This is a genomic window from Acetobacterium sp. K1/6, assembly GCF_034438075.1.
Taxonomy (GTDB): domain Bacteria; phylum Bacillota; class Clostridia; order Eubacteriales; family Eubacteriaceae; genus Acetobacterium; species Acetobacterium carbinolicum.
This window is the reverse complement of sequence record NZ_JAXQGA010000024.1, coordinates 31692-51680: the sequence shown is the minus strand read 5'-3', so window position 1 is coordinate 51680 and position 19989 is coordinate 31692. Positions and strand designations below refer to the sequence as shown.

The window sequence follows — 19989 nt, the reverse complement described above, 5'->3', positions numbered from 1 at the left end:
TCGTCGTTTTCTACTCATGTGTATAGTTTATCTTATTTTCTGGATTTTGTGTCCAACTATTTGTGGACATTATAAAAAGCCCAAAAGTGACTAACATTTATATTGCTTCATTTTTGAGAGATCAGGTCAATACAACGTCAACTTATTCATTTTTTTGTTGCATAAAAAAGACGACCTACAAGGTATCTTTTTAACTTACTAGATATTTTTCATATCATTGTCTTTGCGTCTCACAATTTCATTTTCAATGCATTTCTTTATGATTAAATATTTTTTTTAGCCTTTGAATATTCTGTCATTTGATTAATTGACTTAGTTCTTAAAATATTTACCATAAAAAATAAAGTGATATAAGTAAACACAGCCAGCACTAAAACACAAAAAAATGCGTCTTGACTACATAATAGTAAAACTGTAGATGCAATAATAAAAACCATCACTATGTACAAGACAGTTTCTAATGGATCAAATATTTTGGGTTTTAACTCTTCATTATGTACAACTTTTATTTCAATTAAAAATATAAATTTTTCTAAATCATAAACTTCATATTTCGGATTTCTAAAAAGTTTTGAATACTTTTGGAAATTTTTATCGTAATTAAATATTTCATTGTTCTTATCTTGAGACATTACATACCTCTAACATTTTTTTAATAATTATACACCTGTGTTCTGCTACAATAAAATTGTAACACCCGGAGCGAGTTTGATGATATAATTCAAACTTGAAAAGGAGTTACAAACATGTCAAATAGTAAATACGATCGTGTCCTTCAGGAAAAAATCATCCGCCTTCATCTCGAGGAAGGCCGGACTATCGATTGGCATTTCGACTTTTCAGACCCCCCTCGGATACTTATTCCGAGGGGGGCGTTTATTTATTTTTATTTTCCATATATTTTATTATTTTCAATAAAATTAAATAAAATATACATAAAATTATTGGAATTAAAACTAAATAAATAAAAACCTCTTTACTCATAACTACATTATAAAATATTGGAATCACTAATAAAGCCATGAAAATAATTGCTACTACAATTCTTAATACTAAATATTTATTTATTTTCATAACTTTTCTCCTGATTTTAACATTTTAAACCGGAATAATAGAAATATGTCCACCATAAGTTTCGCCATTGCTTGTATAGAGAGACCAATTAATTTTTATATTGTTATAATATAAAGAAGAAAATCTATAAAGACTATAATTTACAGTTGATCCAATCGAAGGACCCGCAATTGCAGCTAATGATCCAAAACTCATTGAAGCAATTACTCCAGCTGGTCCTATATATGGCATAACTGCTGCAATAACGCCAGCAAGTATAGAAACAGAAACACCTTCTGTAAATGTTATATAACGCTACTCATATCAAGAGGATAACTAACGTTTATATTTATCTATAGCGCTATCCGCTATTCCCCGAAGTGGAACATATGTTAAGAGGAAAATAATACTTTCCCAAACCATATTTAACACAATCCCGATTCCCAGAATCGTAGCAATGTTGAGGATCATCAACAGTCCTTGCTGTAATCCATAGGTATACAAATTTCTGTTCTCCTCTATAATAATTTCATGGCTTACAAGGATATCTGTAATTCTCTCAGTTATTGCGATTCTCATTAGAACTTCCTGAGTTTATCTGCACCCTCAGGTAATTTGGGCTGGTGCATAATAAAAAAACAAGCCGTATTAACGTTTAACGTTGTTACCATCAACGCCATAGCCGCAATAACCCGATAGCACTTTAATGATAGATTTTTCAAAACAACCTCCTCTTTTTATCTTTTATGTCCTAAATCTACCATATATTTTTATTTGTGCGATATTATGTTGAAATTACTATATTTTTTTGTAGTGAACTAAGATTTTTTATTTTATTCAAATAAAAACGAGCAATCTTAATAAAAGAATGCTCGCAACAAGGCTCTATACAAACAACAGCAGGGAAACCGAAAAGATATTACTCCGCTGGGTAATATCCATCGTCCCATCGTATTTTTGTAAAACACTTTTTACATTTTCCAGGCCTAAACCATGTTGGCTTGGCTCTTTATTGGTTGTAAGATATCGATTGCCGACTTTTACACGTTCACCCAGATATGGATTCTCCACCAGAATAATTAAACGCCCTTTGTCATAGTTTATGTTTGTTTTTATCTGTCTTTCTTTTTCCATCTCAGCAACGGCCTCAATGGCGTTATCCAGCAGGTTTCCTAAAATTATCGCCAAATCAAATGATGCAATACTCATTTTTTCGGGAATACTCAGATCAAGCGCTATTTTTATATTTTGTTGCGCTGCTTCCTGAATTTTAAAATTCAAAATACTGTCAATATCAATGTTTTCGGTACACGCGTATTGTTTCTTATCGTCATAAACATCAGTCATCTTTGTTAGATGTTTTAAAGCAGCGTCTCTTTCCCCTTTTTCAACCAATGCATAGATAACCGCTAAGTGATTTCGCAGATCATGCCGCATTGCTTTCGTTGTTTTTAATGATGACTCCATTAGTTCGAATTGTTTTTGGTAGTATTTATTTTGCTGATCAACCATGATTTTATCCATTTTATCGACCATGAAAGCTGAAATGACATCATACAAATAAAAGATTGTGAAATTGACAAGTAGTATCAATACTACTCCGATTAGAACTTGCTTCCAGGACAAACCTATTGCTTGAAATAAGGTTAAAATGATATATAAGGATGAAATCGGGATCAAAATAATTGCGATCCAATTGGCCAGCGGGATTGTTTCTCCTAGTCTGATATTTTTGTAATTATTGAAAACTCGAACGACAAAATACAATATGATTTGAACTATAATCAGCCCATATTCTGAGGAATAATTGTTAGTGGACATCAAAGGAAAATTAAAATATCCTGAAAGCAATCCAACAATCAGTTCGACACACATTACAATCAAATAAATCAAAAATACTGATAGAAGCCGTTTTTTAATTCCTACTTTATAGTTTAATGACAGACCTAAAAAAGCAAGAATATTACTGATTATCATAATTGCCGGTATATTAATCGTCAAATATACCAGCGCAATAAATATGTAATATCCCACATAGGATAAGAGTTCTATCTTATGATTGGCTTCTTTGGTCTCAAAGAATACATGCATAAATTTATAAACGATATATGTTCCAAAAATATTAGCTATCAGATATACCACTTCATAGGTACTTAGCTCCATTATTCCAACCTTTCGAGTTCATATCGCATTTGCAAACCCCTGATTTCTTTCCGCTTTAGCTGACTAATTGGCAGACAGTCCGAATTGGACATCCTGACCTCGTCATACTTGAATTTTACTACATGCTCATAGTTAACTAGATAGGATTTATGAATTTTCATGAATTGATCACCTTCTAGCTGGGGGGTGACATCTCGTAGCTTCCCATAAAACAAATCTTCCCCTGTTGTCGTGGTAATCTTAATCTCCCGATTCACGCTTTGAAAGTAGAGAATGTCTTTGATGGGAATCTTATATGTTACGGCTCCCTTTCGATAACAGAAAACGCCACCTAGGCAGCCGCTTAATTTCATTGCCAGGTTAATGTCTTTTATCAGTATTGCTGGTTCAATGGGCTTTGAAAGAAAATGCATGGGTCGCACCTCAAAAAGATCCTTATAATAATTTTCTTTCCCAGACACATAGACAATCTGCATCGTTTGATTATCCATCTCTTCACGAATTTTCCGGCCTAAATCAAGGCCGTTTAGCCCTTCCATTTCGATGTCCAGAAAAATCAAATCGAAATCATGTTCATGTTTTATAAACTCTGCCAGTCTTTCACCGGAATAAAACACATCGATTTCGACTTCCTCCGCAAACATATTTCGATGGTCCAAAATAATCCCTTCCATTTGAGAACAGATGGCTCTTTGATCATCGCAAATTCCTATTCTAAACATTTTCTCACCTCTTTTATAGACACTAAATTCATTTTACCTGAAAATAAAACAACTGTCCACCTTGCCAATAAAATAATTTAAATTTGTGTTTATCAATCAAAAAAAACAGTATTAATAAACAGCAAGCTGTTTATTGATACTGTTAAAATCTTTTTCTACTAAACTATCGATTTATTAACTGATGGCATCCACGGCGGCCATCAACTCCGAAATAGAACTGTACCAGTTTTTAATCATATGGCGCATCAGCCCGACCTGTTCGGCCTTGGCCAGTAGACCAAAAACCGGAATTTTGGAGCCATAAGCCGCGCCGATCTCAGCCCAGGCATCACAACCGGAGGGACCAATATAAATAATCAGATCGGCACTGGTAACCGAACTGATACAAAAATCAAAAACGCGTTCTCCTTCAGCAGACTCAATAAAATGGGTGAGCTCTTTTTGTGAAAGAAAGGCTTCTTCCGGTCGTCCCTCGCGGATCCATGACAAAATGGTATGGCCCCGAGTTTCCAACAAATCCGTCAGCATTTCAACGGCATGCTGATGCTTCCATGAAGCGGCAATATATATTCTCATGATTCCTCCAATTGGGGTGTTATTTTGTTTGCGGCTCGGTGTTTAAAAGAGTCTTTTTACCAAAGCTAATCCCGTTTTCTGATGATATCCATCGGTTTAACCGGTGTACACATTTGTAAATAGTAATGCATTTTGGGATGCGGTGCCGACTCGATTGCCTGACCGGATACGTCCGTCATTACCTTAATCGCTTGCGTAACGAACCCGTCTCCCGGAATCATGATCTCGATCTCATCACCTAATACAACCTTGTTACGCTGCTCAATTAAAGCCATCCCGGTATTCTCGTCGTATTCCAGAACCAGACCGACAAAGTCATAATGCCGGGTATAACTGCTGGTGCCGTAATTTTGATCCTCTGATGTTGTTTTGCCGCTATAAAACCCTTTGGTGTAATTGCGGTGACTGACCTTTGTCAGTTCATCATAATAGCCCTTATCAAGCTTTTTTACCGCGGGATTATCATAGGCATAATCAATGGCACTGCGATAAGCGGATACCACGGTGGCCACATAATAGAGGCTTTTCATCCGACCTTCAATTTTAAAGCTGTCTACTCCTGATGCCATCAAGGCGGGAATTTCATCGATCAGGCAAAGATCCTTGGAGTTAAAAATAAAGGAACCGGTGGCATCCTCTTCAATGGTAAAGGCTTCATCGGGCCGGGTTTCTTCAATCAGGTGATACTTCCACCGGCAAGGATGGGCGCAATCTCCCTGATTTGAATTTCGACCGGTCATATAATGGCTTAACAGACATCGTCCCGAATAGGAAATGCACATGGCACCGTGAACAAAGATCTCAATCTCCATTTCCGGAGCCACTTTTTCCCGGATCTCCTGAATTTCAATAAGTCCCAGTTCCCGGGCCAGTACAATCCGCCTGGCACCCTGGGCATGCCAGAATGCCACACTGCGCCAATTGGTATTATTGGCCTGAGTACTGACGGATATTTTTAAGTCAGGAGCTACTTCCTGGACGACAGAAAAAACCCCGGGATCGGCTACAATCACACCGTCAATTCCCAGGTCTTTTAGTTCGCTTACATATTCAGGCAGACCGTCTAAATCTGCATTGTGGGGAATCATATTGAGTGTGACGTAAATCTTTTTATCGCGTTCATGGACATACTTAACCGCCTCGGCCAGAGCGGTCTGATCAAAATTATCGGCCTTTGCTCTGAGCCCAAATTTCTTACCGGCACAATAGACCGCATCAGCCCCATAATGAAGGGCATACCTTAGTTTTTCAAAATTTCCTGCCGGTGCCAAAAGTTCCGGTTTTTTCATGCTGTTTCTCCGTTCTTTTCTTTCCTTGCGCTGCTCTTCGTACTTAATCGTCTTTTTTTAAGCTGATCGCCAAACCGTCACCCAGTGGCAGAATACTGGTAACCAATTGGGGATGGTTGGCGATAGTTTCCAGATACATCCGCATCCGCTTGACAATGGTTATTTTGCGACGAATAACCAGTTCATTACTGGCGATCATGCCTTTGAACAATACATTATCAGAAATCAATAGTCCTCCGGGCTTTAAACACCGCAGACAATCGCCCAGCAAATGGATATAGTGGCCTTTGGCCCCATCCAAAAAAATTAAATCATAGCTTTTATCCAGTACTGCCAGTTTTTCCTGGGCATCCCCAACCATCAGATTAATCTGATGGCTAAGTCCCAGGCTGGCAATATTTTCTTCTGCCTGAACCACCATTTTAAAATTGCGTTCAATGGTATCCACCTGCCCCTGAGGGCCCATCGCTTCGGCAAAGATAGACGCCGAAAAGCCTACAGCTGTGCCAACTTCCAGAACAGTCCTGGTTTTTTTTGCGGCGATTAATAATTCAATGTGTTTTTGAACTTCTTGATGGATAATCGGAATATTATCATCCATAGCTCTTTTTCTGAATGCTTCTATTTGGGGACGATTAGCCGGAATTAATCCTCTAATATAATCCTCGATGTAATCTTTAACAATCTCACTCACTGTCTGGCCTTCATTCTTTTTTATTGGCAACTTCTTTATAGCGCTGGCATATTTCGTTGTCTTAATTAGTTTCCCATATATTTTTCTACGTCTTCTAAATGCTCATCATAGGTTTCATTGAAATAGATCTTTCCCGAATCCATATCGGCAACAAAATATAAATAGTTTGTTTGCGCCGGATTTAAAGCCGCTTCTAAGGAAGTTTCACCAAAGGAGCAAATCGGCCCAAAGGGTAATCCGGTATTGATGTAGGTATTATAGGGTGATGGAAACTGGGTTTGTTCGGTTGTTAATACGGCCGTTTTTTCACCCCGGGCATAATCCACGGTGATGTCCGATTGAAGCGGCATGTTCTCGGCAATCCGATTGTAAAACACACTGGCAGCATTGGCCTTATCCTCAACTAATTTTGTTTCTAATTCCACAATAGAAGCCATAATCACAATTTCATCCACGGTTTTATCCATTTTTTTGGTTTGTTTTTGCAGATCCTGATCGTAGACCTCCACAAACCGATCCAGCATGGCGGTGACCACTTCTGATGGGTCCGTATTTGGAGAAAAACTGTAGGTATCGGGAAAGAGGTAGCCCTCCAGAGTTCGACTCATCCCGTCTTTTTCAGTCAGGGGAATGCTGCTAAGAAGGGAATATTCTTCCTGATATTCTGCTACTTTTTTTGTTTCTTCGATAAATGCATCCGCATCACAAATATTTTTCTCTTCAAATATTTTAGCGAACTCTGAAATATTACGTCCTTCAGGAATCGTCACGGTGGCATCAGCTACGTCCCCTGCTACCAGACGATCAAGTATCTGCTGGGCCGATTCTGCCGGGCTAAAAGCATAGTAGCCGGACTGGATCTGGTGAGCGGTATTCTCTTTTTTGGCCAACATTTCAAAGGCAAAAACATCCCGAATTAAATTATTTTCAGCCAGTAACTCTGCCACATCACTGATAACGGCACCTTGTTCTATTTGAACATAAACAAGCTCTCCGGCTCCCACTGGTTCTAACATTTGTCCGATAAAGTAATTAAAGCTGAACACACCAGTCGCACCAAAGACGACTAATAATAAAAGAATAATGGCAATCAGTTTTCCCGTTTTTTTTCGGGGCGGCTGTCGATTTGTTCCGTTACTCATCCGTTCACCTTCCTTTCCTAAACTGTAAAAAAGAATATAGGACCGCTAGAGGTTGGCACCTATATTCTTTTTAAATCGTTTCTATTTCAATCGTTGTTTAAGCGCCACAGCCTTCATCTTCTGAATCAAACAGTCCCATATCCAAATCAACTGCTTTTGCCATGATATCGGTAATGTCCTGAAAGACTACTGAAAAATACATCTGGGCCTGAAAAAATTCAGCGATTTCAGGGATGCCCATTATGGTATTCGCAATGGCATTATAAGAAGTAATCTGATCTTCTGTCAGTTCATTTCCCAACATTTGGAAGGATTGAATTTCCATTTGCTTACGCATATAATCCTTGGCCATTTCATACTTTTCGGGATCTTGTTCCAGCTTTTCTTTCGCGGCTAAAAAATTCTTATATTCTGTGGATTCCTTGAGTGCTCGTGCCAAATTATTGGCTTCATCATAGACGTTCATCTGTTACTCCTACTTTTAAAATTTTATCGACAACTGCTAACGATATGTATTTCACCAATTGCCATATTAAATTTATACTTCCATCAATATGGGTAGTATCATTGGTTTTCTCTGAGTTTTTGCATAGAGGTATTTAAACAGGCTCTCCCGAATGACATTTTTAATGGAATTCCAGTCAATAATACCCTTTTCTTCACAAGATAGCAAGGCTTTCTTGACTTCTTCGCGGGCGTTATTAATGAGTTCTTCAGATTCTCTTACATAAACGAAGCCACGAGAGATAATATCTGGTCCCGATACCGCTTTGCCCTTGTGCATGGTACAAACCACAATAAAGAGCCCGTCTTCTGAAAGACGTTTTCGGTCATTGAGAACAATGTTACCAATATCACCGACTCCCAGCCCATCAACCAGAACCGGTTCAGCTTGAGTTTTACCAACAATCTGAACACTGCGTTTATCAATTTCCAGGATATTTCCATTTTCAGCAATCAGAGTTCTTTCCTTTTTAATCCCAACACTTTGTGCTAACTCCACATGCTTCATTAGCATCCGGCTTTCCCCATGTACAGGAAGAAAATGTTTGGGACGGACTAGCGTAATCATCAGTTTTAGCTCTTCTTGTCTGGCGTGACCAGAGACATGAATTTCAGCAAATCCGCCATAAACAACATCCGAACCTAATTCCACGAGTTTATTAATAACCTCTGAGACCATTTTTTCATTTCCCGGCACTGCGGATGCCGAAATGACGACGAGATCTTCTTTTTTTATGGTCAGGTGACGGTGCTCACCCAGTGCCATTCGTCCCAAGGCGGCCATCGGTTCGCCCTGGCTGCCGGTGGTTATGATTACTAATTCTTTGTCTTTGTATTTATTAATGTCTCGCAACTGAACCTGTACATTGGGGGGCATTTTCATGTAACCCAAATCCATGGCCACTTCGCTGACATTTTCCATGCTTCGCCCACAGATAATAACCTTACGGTTATACTCTACCGCAGCATCAATCACTTGTTGGAGACGATGCACATTAGAGGCAAAAGTCGTAACGATGATTCGTCCTTTAGCGTTTCTGAACAAGTTGAAAAGTGTTGGTCCAACCGTGCTCTCAGATTGGGTAAATCCAGTCCCTTCAACATTGGTACTATCAGACATCAGCAGGTCTACACCTTGTGATCCAATTTTGGCGAATCGCTGCAAGTCGATTACTTCACCACCAATTGGATGATAGTCAATTTTAAAATCCCCGGTGTGGACAACCGTTGCCGCCGCACACTTGATACACAATCCCACGGCATCCGCGATGCTATGATTAACGCGAATAAATTCTACGTTGAACTCACCTATGTCAATCCGATCTTTCGGCTTAACAATAATTCGGGTGGTTTTGGTTAGTAAGCCATGCTCTTTGAGCTTTTTATCAATCAGGCCCATGGTAAATTTCGTGGCATAAATAGGAATGTTAATCTTTCTGAGCAGATAAACAAGTCCGCCAATGTGATCCTCATGCCCATGGGTTATGACAACGCCCTTGACCTTATCCTGATTCTCCAGAATATAATTATAATCCGGCAGCACAATGTCAATTCCGAACATATCGTCATCTGGAAATTTCAGCCCGCAATCCACAAGAATGATATCATCTTTGTATTCAAATACGTTCAGGTTTTTCCCGATTTCACCTAAGCCCCCCAATGGTACTAATCTCAGTTTATCTTTGTTTTTCTGAGGTTGAGGCTTTCGTCTCGATCGTGAACGGCCCTCCACGCGTTGGGTTTCCGTCGTTATTAAGTTTTTATTTTCAGTCAAATTTAACTCCTTTCGTTATTGCATAACAATCCGAACAGTATCCGTACACCTTAAGTTCGTGATTGATAATCATAAAATCCTTCTTTTCTTCTATTTCTTTTTCCAGAGCTTCCAGGAAATCGTCTTGCATTTCGATTACCTTTCCACATTTTAAGCAGATTAAGTGATGATGCCAGTGTTTTTCATCCAACTCACAGAGTTCGTACCGAGCAAAGCCATCATCAAAATTACGTTTGGTAATGAGTCCCATTTCTTCTAATATTTGCACCGTTCGATAAATGGTCGACATTCCCACATCAGGATTGCGCTGTTTGACACCCAGAAATAACTCTTCAACACTAAAATGCTGCTGCCTAAAGGTCAACAGAACCTCAATGGTAACCAGACGTTGAGGGGTTACTTTGTTCCCTCTTTTTCTGAGTGCATCCACAATTTGTTTTTTGTTATTCATAGTGGTCACACCTCTTTTTAAGTCTTTTCTTAAATAAAACAGTGACAGGCAATGCTCCGATAATTTCTATATTTACTCCATCAATATCACAGGAAAGCGCACGGATCTCTATTCCCAGACTATGACATTGATCCAATAAACGTGAAAATATCGGATCTTTTACTTTGTTTGGTAAAACGCTTTGGCATCATTGCGTTGCATAACAAAAATAACCCCTGTATGGTGCCCTTCCTGATAAGCCCTGATTAAATTCAGCGAGGTGTTTGAAACAAGAAGCTCACTCATGTGACCGCTTGGGCACATGAGCAGCTATCTTTTTTTCCAGGCGTTAATCATTTACTTTGATAAAACGATTCGATCAGCTAAGAAAGCCCGCTAGCAAGGGGCGTTACTCAACTTCACCTTCATCTTCGTCTTCTTCTAAATCATCATATTCTTCGTCCATGATGCGATCGTATTCTGCTTCAATTAAAGCGAATTCTGCTTCATCCTCTACGGGTACCAGAATTTCACCCTCTTCGTCTTCATCGATAAAGAACGCAAATACATCGTCACTTTCTTCGCCTTCTGTTAAAAGCACATATGTCTTTTCACCCAGAGGAAAGGAGACTTCTAAATCAAACTCTCGTGCAACGCCATTTTCATCTTCTAAAATTATTTTTTCTTCCATATCAACTTCACTTTCAATTTTATTTTTCGCTCATAATCTTTAAATTATACCTTTTTATGCTTAAAGAATCCATTATTATGAATTATTTAACGGCCCGGTCCATGTAAGACTGGAGAATGATCTGAGCTGCCAGCATATCAATATAATCTTTGCGGTTCTCCCGGGAAACATTTCCTTCGATCAACACTTTTTCCGACCAGGATGAGGTTAAACGCTCATCAATATAGATGATTTCGATATTTAGCCGTTTTTTTATAAATTGACAAAAATTCACTGTTTTCCGGGTCTGAGCGGATTCTGAACCGTCCATGTTCAGTGGCAGACCAGCTACCACTTTTTTGATCTCATATTTTGCAATGAGATTCCGAAATGCTTCTAAATCATCATCCCGGGTCTTTCGTTTAAGGGTCATGACCCCCTGGGCCGTAATCTGCAACGGGTCCGTTACAGCAACCCCAATCCGTTTGTCACCAACATCAATTCCTAAAATTCTTTCCATTCATTATCCCATCTTATTGTTATGACTGTATTAAATTACTTTGATGCAAAAGTCTTTACAGACGGAACCACAGTAGCCGCAAAGCACACAGTTTTCCTGTAAAACGGTGGCTTTTCCGTTAACTAAGGTTAACGCCTTGTGGTTGCAGCGTTTGAGACATTCTCCACAGCCGGTGCACCAGTCACTGATATGTAGTCTCTTTGGAGCACTGGAAACAGCCACTTCCAAAGCGTCTGGTATGGTCTCGCCGTTAAATTTTTTGACATTATACCGCACTTCATTAATCGATTGAACCCCAATCGCAATGGCGTCCAGATCTGCCAGGTTCAAGACATACTCAAAACTGGCCTGTTTCTGAGAGAGCAGATTACCACCGCCTAGCGGCTTCATGCCGTAAACGCCCTTCCCAGACCTTTTTGCCTGGTGGATGGCCGCCGCCATTTCTTCGGTAGTTCCATCTTCAATACCAATGCCGGTTAAATTAATCAGCGGATGAATCACATCCAGCTCAGAAAACAGATTTGCCCCATAAACACCTTCTATCCGATGAGTGGAAATGCCGATGGCTCTTACTTTTCCCGCTTTTTTTGCGGCAATCAGCGCTTCAATGGCTTCCCAGTGGCCTTCAATGGTTTTTTTGCTTTCCTGTTCGTGGAGCAGGTAAAGATCAACATAATCCCGTCCCAGTTCCGAAAGGGCCCGATGCAAGCTGCTCAGAACACCCGCTGCCGTATAATCATAGGATTTTGTCGCAATCACCACATCCTGTTGCATCTGGATCGCCGCACACAGATGATCGTAATTATTGTACAGATCCGCCGTATCAAAAAAATTAACACCACAATCCAAAGCCGCCGCGATAATTTCCCGACTTTCTAAAAGAGTTTTGTTTTTCTGGAGCGGCCCAATCGTCAAACTGCCAAAGCACATCCGCGAGACCTTGATTCCAGTATTACCTAGGGTATTTAATATCATCTTCTAATCATTTCCTAACCACAAGCGTTATGTGTACAGATTAACAATTGATCGGTACGGTGACTAAACACCAACTTCTACAATCAAAACTCCATCTGCCCGTCGCCATACCAAAACTAAAATAGGACTGCCTCGGTTGAGACAGCCCCAAATTATCAGCCTACTAAATACTTTTTAAGTAACGTCGAACAAGTTCCTCGAGCAACTCATCCCGTTCAATTTTCTGTATGGCGTTTCGCGCTTCTCTGTGACTTGTGATATAGGTCGGATCTCCTGACATGACATAACCTACAATTTGATTGACAGGGTTATACCCTTTTTCAACTAGAGCCTTATGTACATTGCGCATCACTTCGTCGATCTTCTGAGACTTTTCGCTATCGACCTCAAACATAATGGTTCCTCGATCAATCACCGTATTTTCTCCCATTGTCATCTGACCTCCTTCACAATCAATTTATATCATTTTAACCCAAAGATAAAGAAAAGACAAGTCAAATGATGTAATTTTTCATTTTATTAATCAATTAATTCAACTGCTCCCGAATGCATGCCTCTCCCTTTGACAGTGATTCAGCCAATTTTTCTGGAAGTTTCCCCCCAGCCTGCGCCATATCCGGGCGTCCACCACCGCCTCCGCCAGCTATTGTCGCCACTTCTTTAATGACTTTACCCGCATGGAAGCCGCGTTTAACGATATCCGGAGTCGCTGTTGCAACAAAATTAACCTTGCCATCTAAGGCGCTCCCCAACAGTACAATTCCCGATCCCATTCGGTCTTTTAGTAAGTCTCCAATGGTTCTAAGCTCTTCCATCGGCATTTTCTCAACGTCAGCAATGGTAACCTGAACGCCACTGATGATCACCATTTTCTGATGGATATCCATTATCGCATTTCCGGCCGACTTCTGTTTTAGTTCAGCGATGGTGCGTTCTTTTTGTTTGTTAATTTCAGCCAATTCCATTACTTTTTCAAGCAATTGATCCGGATTTGTTTTCATCAAATTGGACACTTCAACCAGAGTATCATCCATTTTTTCCACCAGATGCCAGGCATTAAAACCGGTTGCCGCTTCAATTCGTCGAACCCCAGCAGCAACACCACCTTCACTGATAATTTTAAAGAGACCGACTTTAGCAGAATTGCTGATATGACAGCCACCACAAAGCTCGGTACTAAAGTCACCAACTTTGACAACACGGACAATTTCACCGTACTTCTCGCCAAATAAAGCGGTCGCTCCCAATTCTTTGGCTTGATCAATGTTGGTCTCAAAAATAGATACATCATAGGCCGCTAAAATCGCTGCGTTGACAATGTCTTCCACCTGTCGTTTTTCCTCCCGGGTCATGGCCTGGAAATGGTTAAAGTCAAAACGCAACCGGTCGGGAGATACAAATGACCCCGCCTGCTCCACATGGTCGCCTAAAACCTGTTTCAGGGCTTTTTGCAATAAGTGAGTCGACGTATGATTCCGCTGAACAGCATCCCGTAAGTCTTTGTTGACTTCTGTAATGACACTCTCCCCTACCTTAAAGGTTCCTGACTTCACGATACCCGAATGAATATGTCGGCTGAGGCTGCCTTTTTTACAATCCCTGATTTCAATTAAGCCATCGCCTTTTTGAATGATCCCATGATCCCCGGTTTGGCCTCCACTTTCGGCATAGAACGCGGTCTGATCCAGCAGTACCAGTACCTCATCGCCAGCTTTTGCTTCGTCCACCAGGGCTTCATTCACATAGAGCCCTAAGATGGTGCCTTCCGCTTCCAGATTGTCATAGCCGACAAAGGTATTGACGGCATCCGGTCCCAAAGGATTAAAGGGATCATCAGCCCATACTGCTAAATCGCTATTGAGGCGATCCTGTCGGGCTCGATCCCGCTGTGCCTGCATTTCTTTTTCGAAGTCTTCCGCGATAATGGTCAGGCCCCGTTCTTCAACAATTTCTCTGGTCAGATCATAGGGAAAACCATAGGTATCATAAAGCTTAAAAGCACCACCACCCGGGAATACTGTTTCTTCCATTTCGATAATTTTATCCAGTTCTTTGTTTAACAGTGCCAAACCTTGATCGATGGTTTCTTTAAAACGTATTTCTTCAATGCGGATCAGTTTTTGAATGAATTCCTGTTTTTCGCGTAGTTCAGGATAAGCCCCTTCCGAAACCCGGATGGCTTCTTTAGCGACATCATAAAGGAAAAGATCCTTGATACCCAATAATTTTCCATGCCGAACGGCCCGGCGAAGCAATCGTCGCAACACGTAACCGCGGCCTTCATTTCCTGGCATCACGCCATCGGCAATCATAAAGGTGACGCTGCGGATATGGTCGGTAATAACTCGGATCGAAATATCGTCCTGAGGATCATCGCCATAATTTACCCCCGCTTTTTTACAGATATAGTTGAGTACATGGCCAACCGTATCAATCTCAAAGATGGTACCCACACCCTGCATCACAACGGCCAGACGTTCTAATCCCATACCGGTATCAATATTGGGTTTTCGTAAGGGGTTATAGTTGCCCGCTTCATCTTTATCAAACTGGGTGAAAACCAGATTCCAGAATTCAACATAACGGTCACAGTCGCAACCAACACTACAGGTGGGGCTGTCACAGCCGTATTCTTCACCCCGGTCGAAATAAAGCTCGGAACAGGGGCCACAGGGGCCCAATCCATGCTCCCAGAAATTGTCTTCTTTTCCCAGTCTCACAATTTTTTCTTTGGGTATTCCGACGTCTTCATTCCAGATTTGAAAGGCTTCGTCATCATCAAGATAAATCGTGATCCAAATTTTATCTTCCGGTATTTCCATCACTTTGGTACAGAATTCCCAGGCCCAGGGAATAGCTTCTTTTTTGAAGTAATCGCCAAAGGAAAAGTTACCCAGCATTTCAAAAAATGTGCCGTGTCTGGCTGTTTTCCCGACATTTTCAATATCCGGGGTACGAATACACTTCTGACAGGTGGTAATCCGATTTCTTGGCGGTATTTCATCACCGGTAAAATAAGGTTTTAGCGGTGCCATCCCCGAGTTAATCAATAACAGGCTCTTGTCGTTAATCGGCACGAGTGGAAAGCTGTTTAATCGCAGATGTCCTTTTTCTTCAAAAAACGCTAAATATTTCTCTCTGATTTCATTTAATCCTAATGGTTTCATTTTTTCTCCTTATTGCATTTTTAATTTTTAGTTGTGCGTACTTGATACTTCTCGGTGTCTATAAAAAACAAAAAATCCCCTGCAAGTCTGCAAGGGACGGTTTAATCCGCGGTACCACCCAAATTAGCTGCAATATAATTGGCAACTCACTTTATTAATAACGGTTTCCCGACTGAAAATACTCAATGAACCTCTCATTTAATCTTTCTTCCCAGCTGCTCGAACGGGGCAACCCTAAACTAACTTTAAAAGACTCTCAGCCGTGTCTCTCTCTCTGTAATTGTTATTTTTAGAGCCTTCGTTCTCAATGCATTTTTATATTAACCTATGATAGATGATTATATTAATTCCATATTTAAATGTCAATCCTTTTTTGGTCAGTAGCGTCTTTTGATGCAAATATGGAAATAATATACCCGGCAATTACCTTAATGGTTCCCGCCATCGGCACCGCCATAATCATTCCCACGCCTCCAAACATAGCCCCAAAAAAGAAAATCGAAAAGATAATAAACACCGGATGAAGACCGACATTTCCGGACATCAGTGCCGGCGCCAGAAAATTACCACAGATCACCTGAACCACCCCAATAACGATTAGCATCGGAATAATCAGTAGTGGATTAATAAACAGTATCAGTACTACAATCACAAAACTACCTACCGCTGGTCCAAAATAAGGAACCATGGTTGTGACCCCGGCAATAACACCAATAATACTTGCGTAAGGCAAATCCAGAGCAAAGGCTCCAATCCCGGTTGCAATCCCAGCGATCAGGGATGTCAGACCTTGGCCCTTGATAAAACCACCAATAACCAGATCGATGTCACAGCACATTTTAAGCATGCTGTTGCGATAATATAGTGGCACCAGATACATGATCCCCTTGATAAAGAGTTCCTTATCCATCAGCAGAAAAATAGTGACTAATGGCACGATAATGATATTCATCACCTGGCCGCTATTTTGTAGAATGGCATTTGATATCCCCTGGAGTGCCGTTGCAAACCCCTGGATTACATTTCCCAGAACCTGTTCCAGGTTAAAAAACTGGGTAATGTCATATCCGGTAAAATTCGAAATATAGTCCGACAAATTAGTGATGTAGGTCTGGGTTTGTGTCACAAAGTTTGGAATGCTTCTGATCATACTGGCAATATTGGTAATCAAACTGGGAACAAAGCTCATAAAGGCGCCAATCACCAGTGCCAATACCGAAAAGAAAACAATTAGAACCGCTGCCCCCCGATCTAAACCTTTATCTTCAAGATTTCTAACCAGCGGGTTAAGCAAATAAGCCAGGACAATGGCAAAGAAAAATGGTGCAAACATGCCCGAAAGCGTTGGCCAGATAAAAAAGCAAACCGCACCAATTAAAACAACGACGATGAGATTGAGAACTAGTAGTCTTTTTTTGTTTGAAGAATTGTCCATCTATTTTACCCCCAGAAGTTTATTGGCAATTCCGGTGCCCTGTTCTTTAAATCCCAAATCGTACATATCTTTTTCATAATAAAGCACCTGATCTTTATACGTAAGTTCTTCGGCTGGAATAATCGCAAAACCGTGATCGATATCATCAAAAAAGCTTCTGGAAATTTCGTATTCTGTAATGGCAAATGTTCCTTCTTCAATGGTCGCATTAACAACATGACCAAATGACTCCTTATTTTTATCCACCACCGGATAGTCCATCAGTGGAAACGCCTCATCGAGATAGTCTTTCACTTTTTGGCCTTTTGCTTTAAGAATGACTTTTTCACTCTCGATTACCAAACGCTTATAATTAACATCCAAAATATTTTCCGGTTTAAAAAACTGAGCCTTTGAGAAAACCCCACCGGGATTGATCACCAGGTATCTAATGACATGATTCACCACTACCAGACTCTTGACCAATCCATGCCGTCGCCCATTCTTTTTCGAAACGACTTCTACATTGAGCAAAATATTCGCCTTCATTTCGTGTTCCTTTCATTTTCTGTCATATCCATATCTTACCCTATTCTTTTTTTTATAGCAACGTTGTTTTTTATTTGTAGTGTCAAAAAAACGCGGTTTCCCGTAAACAGAAACTGCGTTTTTTATTTATTATGCTTGATACTATTTTTTATTGTGCTTTTTTATTGTGATAGTCTTCAATCGCCGCTTGAATGGCCTCAGCGGCCAAGACCGAACAATGTATTTTTTCGGCTGGCAATCCCCCCAAAGCGTCAACCACATCCGAATTTTTGAATTTTCCGGCTTCTTCAATGGTCTTGCCGATAATCATATCGGTTGCCATACTGCTACTGGCAACGGCTGCACCGCATCCAAAGGTTTTAAAAGACGCATCTTCAATGACGCCGTCATCATTAATTTTCAGGAAGATTTTCATGATATCGCCGCAAGCCGGGCTGCCAACCTGACCAATACCATTTGCACCTTCAATCTCGCCCACATGTTTAGGACAGGTAAAGTTCTCCATTACTACATCTGTATAGTCCATCTTAATTTCTCCTTAGTTATATTTTTTTATACTTAATGGTGGTGATGATCGGCTTTATCAAAAACAGCATCATCAATCGGACAATCAGCATTAATCGGTGACATTTTGCGCAACCGTTCAATAATCTGGATTAGATTGTCAACCACATAATTGATATCCTCAACCGTTGTTTGCTTCCCAATAGTGAGTCGCAACGATCCATGGGCGATTCCCGCCGGCAAACCAATCGCCAGTAACACATGCGATGGATCCAGGGAACCCGATGTACAGGCCGAACCGCTAGAACCTGCTACGCCAATGATGTCCAAACTGAGCAGGATCGATTCTCCTTCGATGTAATCAAAACAGAAATTCGCATTTCCTGGCAGCCGCTTTTCCGGATGTCCGTTTAAACGAACCTGTGGGATATTGTCCATCACGCCTTTAATTAAAAGATCTCTTAATTTTTTCATATGAGCAGCATTTTCTACCAGATGTTCTGTTGCCATCTCGGCCGCTTTTCCAAAAGCTACAATTTCGGCCGTATTTTCTGTTCCGGCTCGTTTTTTTCGTTCCTGAGCGCCGCCGTGGATTAAATTGTCAATCGGTACTCCTTTTCTAATGAAAAGAGCGCCAATCCCTTTAGGACCATATATTTTATGAGCCGATATGGACAGTAAATCGACATTTAAATCCTTAACATCAACGGGAATATTGCCCAATGCCTGGACCGCATCGGTATGAAAAATAATCCCTTTTTCCTTAACAATTTCACCGATTTCTTTGATCGGTTCAACGGTTCCAATCTCATTGTTGGCAAACATAATGGTGACTAAAATAGTATCTTCGCGGATCGCATTTCGCAAATCATCCAGTGATATCAGCCCATCTTGATCGACCGGCAGATAGGTTACTTCAAACCCCATTTTTTCCAGGTATTCACAGGTATGAAGCACCGCATGATGCTCAATGGTTGAGGTAATAATGTGTTTCCCCTTGGCCTGATTTTTCATGGCTATGCCTTTTATCGCCCAGTTGTCCGCCTCTGATCCGCTTCCGGTAAAATAAATTTCCCGAGGATCAGCATTAATGGCATTGGCAATCTGGATTCTGGCGGCCTCAATGCTTTTCTTTACCCCTCTCCCTTCGGCGTACACTGAAGAAGGATTTCCAAAATATTCGGTGAAAAATGGTAGCATGGTTTCAACAACTGCTGGATCAACCGCTGTTGTTGCTGCATGATCTAAATAGATTCGTTTCATAAGTTATACCTCTTTCTCTTTATTTGCTTAGTAAGTCCTGTAATGATCGATTGTCGATAATATTGCTGATACTATCACTAATATCTTTCCATAACCCTCTGGTTACACACTCCGGCGATTTTGCACAAACCTGTCTGCCACCGCCATCAATGCATTCCGCCAATTCAATGGGCCCTTCAAGGGCTCTGATGATTTCACCAACGGTAATAGCGCTGGGATCCCGAGCTAAAACATAACCACCCCGGGCACCTCTGATACTTTTTACCAAGCCGGCATTTTTCAGGCTGGAAAAAAGCTGTTCCATATATGAATCTGAAAAACTCTGTTTTTCAGCAATTTCTTTAATTGAAACCGGACCATCTCCGTATTGAAGCGCCAGTTCTACCATGGCCAATACACCATATCGTCCTTTTGTTGAAAGTCTCAAGTGTTTAACCCTCCCTGGATTATTTCCGAGTATTCCACCGGGATTTAATGTCATTATAGCACGAAATCAGAATTTTTCAATAGGTAAACTTAAAAAATTTCTAATTAAAAAAATCCCAACCTCCAGAAATAATCCGGAGATTGGGATTTTAAA

General features: G+C 40.6%; 24 protein-coding genes and 1 other annotated feature. All 24 genes read right to left on the bottom strand.

Translation table 11 applies throughout. From position 1 onward, the window contains the following. Positions 1-263: 263 nt before the first annotated feature. The 24 genes from U2P91_RS15965 to U2P91_RS15850 all read right to left on the bottom strand — a co-directional run bounded on the left by U2P91_RS15965 (position 264) and on the right by U2P91_RS15850 (position 19836). Positions 264-632, bottom strand: coding sequence for a hypothetical protein (locus U2P91_RS15965; protein ID WP_322520003.1), 369 nt, complete (start codon positions 630-632; stop codon positions 264-266). Positions 633-876: 244 nt separating this feature from the next. Further along, complete coding sequence (locus U2P91_RS15960) at positions 877-1074, bottom strand: hypothetical protein (protein WP_322520002.1); 198 nt, start codon at positions 1072-1074, stop codon at positions 877-879. Between the two features lie 24 nt (positions 1075-1098). Further along, positions 1099-1305 (bottom strand): hypothetical protein, encoded by a 207-nt coding sequence (locus tag U2P91_RS15955; protein ID WP_322520001.1) that lies wholly within the window; start codon positions 1303-1305, stop codon positions 1099-1101. A gap of 84 nt (positions 1306-1389) precedes the next feature. Continuing rightward, entirely contained in the window at positions 1390-1632 is a 243-nt protein-coding gene (locus tag U2P91_RS15950) for an accessory gene regulator B family protein (protein WP_111889198.1), read from the bottom strand. Beyond that, entirely contained in the window at positions 1632-1775 is a 144-nt protein-coding gene (locus U2P91_RS15945; RefSeq protein WP_111889197.1) for a cyclic lactone autoinducer peptide, read from the bottom strand. Before U2P91_RS15945 ends, U2P91_RS15950 begins: the two co-directional genes overlap by 1 nt. Positions 1776-1938: 163 nt before the next feature. Then, a complete protein-coding gene (locus U2P91_RS15940) occupies positions 1939-3216 on the bottom strand; it encodes a sensor histidine kinase (RefSeq protein ID WP_111889196.1) in 1278 nt (425 codons plus the stop codon). Then, positions 3216-3938, bottom strand: coding sequence for a LytR/AlgR family response regulator transcription factor (locus tag U2P91_RS15935; RefSeq protein WP_111889195.1), 723 nt, complete (start codon positions 3936-3938; stop codon positions 3216-3218). The genes U2P91_RS15940 and U2P91_RS15935 overlap by 1 nt, the downstream gene beginning before the upstream one ends. A 174-nt stretch (positions 3939-4112) precedes the next feature. Next, on the bottom strand, positions 4113-4514 hold the full coding sequence (locus tag U2P91_RS15930) for a hypothetical protein (RefSeq protein ID WP_111889194.1): 402 nt from the start codon (positions 4512-4514) through the stop codon (positions 4113-4115). Positions 4515-4579: 65 nt separating this feature from the next. Then, the gene (locus tag U2P91_RS15925; RefSeq protein WP_111889193.1) at positions 4580-5803 is read right to left on the bottom strand and encodes a peptidase U32 family protein; all 1224 of its coding nucleotides are present in this window, start codon (positions 5801-5803) and stop codon (positions 4580-4582) included. Between the two features lie 43 nt (positions 5804-5846). Continuing rightward, positions 5847-6497 (bottom strand): O-methyltransferase, encoded by a 651-nt coding sequence (locus tag U2P91_RS15920; RefSeq protein WP_111889192.1) that lies wholly within the window; start codon positions 6495-6497, stop codon positions 5847-5849. A 65-nt stretch (positions 6498-6562) separates the two neighbouring features. Continuing rightward, complete coding sequence (gene mltG, locus U2P91_RS15915; protein WP_322520000.1) at positions 6563-7639, bottom strand: endolytic transglycosylase MltG; 1077 nt, start codon at positions 7637-7639, stop codon at positions 6563-6565. 97 nt (positions 7640-7736) lie between these two features. Continuing rightward, on the bottom strand, positions 7737-8105 hold the full coding sequence (locus tag U2P91_RS15910; RefSeq protein WP_111889190.1) for a YlbF family regulator: 369 nt from the start codon (positions 8103-8105) through the stop codon (positions 7737-7739). Positions 8106-8177: 72 nt separating this feature from the next. Continuing rightward, positions 8178-9875 (bottom strand): ribonuclease J, encoded by a 1698-nt coding sequence (locus U2P91_RS15905; RefSeq protein WP_111889799.1) that lies wholly within the window; start codon positions 9873-9875, stop codon positions 8178-8180. Positions 9876-9909: 34 nt separating this feature from the next. After that, the gene (locus tag U2P91_RS15900; RefSeq protein ID WP_111889189.1) at positions 9910-10368 is read right to left on the bottom strand and encodes a Fur family transcriptional regulator; all 459 of its coding nucleotides are present in this window, start codon (positions 10366-10368) and stop codon (positions 9910-9912) included. Positions 10369-10756: 388 nt separating this feature from the next. Further along, positions 10757-11038 carry a DUF1292 domain-containing protein gene (locus U2P91_RS15895; RefSeq protein WP_111889188.1) on the bottom strand — a complete coding sequence of 94 codons (282 nt, stop codon included), beginning with the start codon at positions 11036-11038 and terminating at the stop codon, positions 10757-10759. 82 nt (positions 11039-11120) lie between these two features. Further along, the gene (gene ruvX / locus U2P91_RS15890) at positions 11121-11537 is read right to left on the bottom strand and encodes a Holliday junction resolvase RuvX (protein WP_111889187.1); all 417 of its coding nucleotides are present in this window, start codon (positions 11535-11537) and stop codon (positions 11121-11123) included. 30 nt (positions 11538-11567) lie between these two features. Continuing rightward, positions 11568-12512 (bottom strand): aldo/keto reductase, encoded by a 945-nt coding sequence (locus U2P91_RS15885; protein WP_322519999.1) that lies wholly within the window; start codon positions 12510-12512, stop codon positions 11568-11570. Between the two features lie 163 nt (positions 12513-12675). Beyond that, on the bottom strand, positions 12676-12927 hold the full coding sequence (locus U2P91_RS15880) for an IreB family regulatory phosphoprotein (protein WP_026396169.1): 252 nt from the start codon (positions 12925-12927) through the stop codon (positions 12676-12678). 112 nt (positions 12928-13039) lie between these two features. Continuing rightward, positions 13040-15679: an alanine--tRNA ligase gene (gene alaS / locus U2P91_RS15875; RefSeq protein WP_322519998.1), complete on the bottom strand. Its 2640-nt coding sequence runs from the start codon at positions 15677-15679 to the stop codon at positions 13040-13042. 89 nt (positions 15680-15768) lie between these two features. Beyond that, positions 15769-15996 (bottom strand) — a binding site (T-box leader). Positions 15997-16034: 38 nt separating this feature from the next. Next, entirely contained in the window at positions 16035-17114 is a 1080-nt protein-coding gene (locus U2P91_RS15870) for an AI-2E family transporter (RefSeq protein WP_322519997.1), read from the bottom strand. Beyond that, complete coding sequence (locus U2P91_RS15865; protein ID WP_322519996.1) at positions 17115-17642, bottom strand: hypothetical protein; 528 nt, start codon at positions 17640-17642, stop codon at positions 17115-17117. Positions 17643-17790: 148 nt separating this feature from the next. Further along, positions 17791-18168 (bottom strand): iron-sulfur cluster assembly scaffold protein, encoded by a 378-nt coding sequence (locus U2P91_RS15860; protein WP_111889182.1) that lies wholly within the window; start codon positions 18166-18168, stop codon positions 17791-17793. Between the two features lie 32 nt (positions 18169-18200). Then, the gene (nifS, locus tag U2P91_RS15855; protein ID WP_322519995.1) at positions 18201-19409 is read right to left on the bottom strand and encodes a cysteine desulfurase NifS; all 1209 of its coding nucleotides are present in this window, start codon (positions 19407-19409) and stop codon (positions 18201-18203) included. A gap of 19 nt (positions 19410-19428) precedes the next feature. Beyond that, positions 19429-19836 carry an RrF2 family transcriptional regulator gene (locus tag U2P91_RS15850; protein WP_162624550.1) on the bottom strand — a complete coding sequence of 136 codons (408 nt, stop codon included), beginning with the start codon at positions 19834-19836 and terminating at the stop codon, positions 19429-19431. Between the last annotated feature and the right edge of the window lie 153 nt (positions 19837-19989).

Coding starts and splice junctions, on each gene's coding strand:
- alaS (WP_322519998.1), bottom strand. CDS start 15,679: ATGAAACCATTAGGATTAAATGAAATCAGAGAGAAATATTTAGCGTTT.
- U2P91_RS15940 (WP_111889196.1), bottom strand. CDS start 3,216: ATGGAGCTAAGTACCTATGAAGTGGTATATCTGATAGCTAATATTTTT.
- U2P91_RS15955 (WP_322520001.1), bottom strand. CDS start 1,305: ATGCCATATATAGGACCAGCTGGAGTAATTGCTTCAATGAGTTTTGGA.
- mltG (WP_322520000.1), bottom strand. CDS start 7,639: ATGAGTAACGGAACAAATCGACAGCCGCCCCGAAAAAAAACGGGAAAA.
- U2P91_RS15895 (WP_111889188.1), bottom strand. CDS start 11,038: ATGGAAGAAAAAATAATTTTAGAAGATGAAAATGGCGTTGCACGAGAG.
- ruvX (WP_111889187.1), bottom strand. CDS start 11,537: ATGGAAAGAATTTTAGGAATTGATGTTGGTGACAAACGGATTGGGGTT.
- U2P91_RS15925 (WP_111889193.1), bottom strand. CDS start 5,803: ATGAAAAAACCGGAACTTTTGGCACCGGCAGGAAATTTTGAAAAACTA.
- U2P91_RS15860 (WP_111889182.1), bottom strand. CDS start 18,168: ATGGACTATACAGATGTAGTAATGGAGAACTTTACCTGTCCTAAACAT.
- U2P91_RS15910 (WP_111889190.1), bottom strand. CDS start 8,105: ATGAACGTCTATGATGAAGCCAATAATTTGGCACGAGCACTCAAGGAA.
- U2P91_RS15900 (WP_111889189.1), bottom strand. CDS start 10,368: ATGAATAACAAAAAACAAATTGTGGATGCACTCAGAAAAAGAGGGAAC.
- U2P91_RS15965 (WP_322520003.1), bottom strand. CDS start 632: ATGTCTCAAGATAAGAACAATGAAATATTTAATTACGATAAAAATTTC.
- U2P91_RS15885 (WP_322519999.1), bottom strand. CDS start 12,512: ATGATATTAAATACCCTAGGTAATACTGGAATCAAGGTCTCGCGGATG.
- nifS (WP_322519995.1), bottom strand. CDS start 19,409: ATGAAACGAATCTATTTAGATCATGCAGCAACAACAGCGGTTGATCCA.
- U2P91_RS15870 (WP_322519997.1), bottom strand. CDS start 17,114: ATGGACAATTCTTCAAACAAAAAAAGACTACTAGTTCTCAATCTCATC.
- U2P91_RS15960 (WP_322520002.1), bottom strand. CDS start 1,074: ATGAAAATAAATAAATATTTAGTATTAAGAATTGTAGTAGCAATTATT.
- U2P91_RS15950 (WP_111889198.1), bottom strand. CDS start 1,632: ATGAGAATCGCAATAACTGAGAGAATTACAGATATCCTTGTAAGCCAT.
- U2P91_RS15865 (WP_322519996.1), bottom strand. CDS start 17,642: ATGAAGGCGAATATTTTGCTCAATGTAGAAGTCGTTTCGAAAAAGAAT.
- U2P91_RS15935 (WP_111889195.1), bottom strand. CDS start 3,938: ATGTTTAGAATAGGAATTTGCGATGATCAAAGAGCCATCTGTTCTCAA.
- U2P91_RS15930 (WP_111889194.1), bottom strand. CDS start 4,514: ATGAGAATATATATTGCCGCTTCATGGAAGCATCAGCATGCCGTTGAA.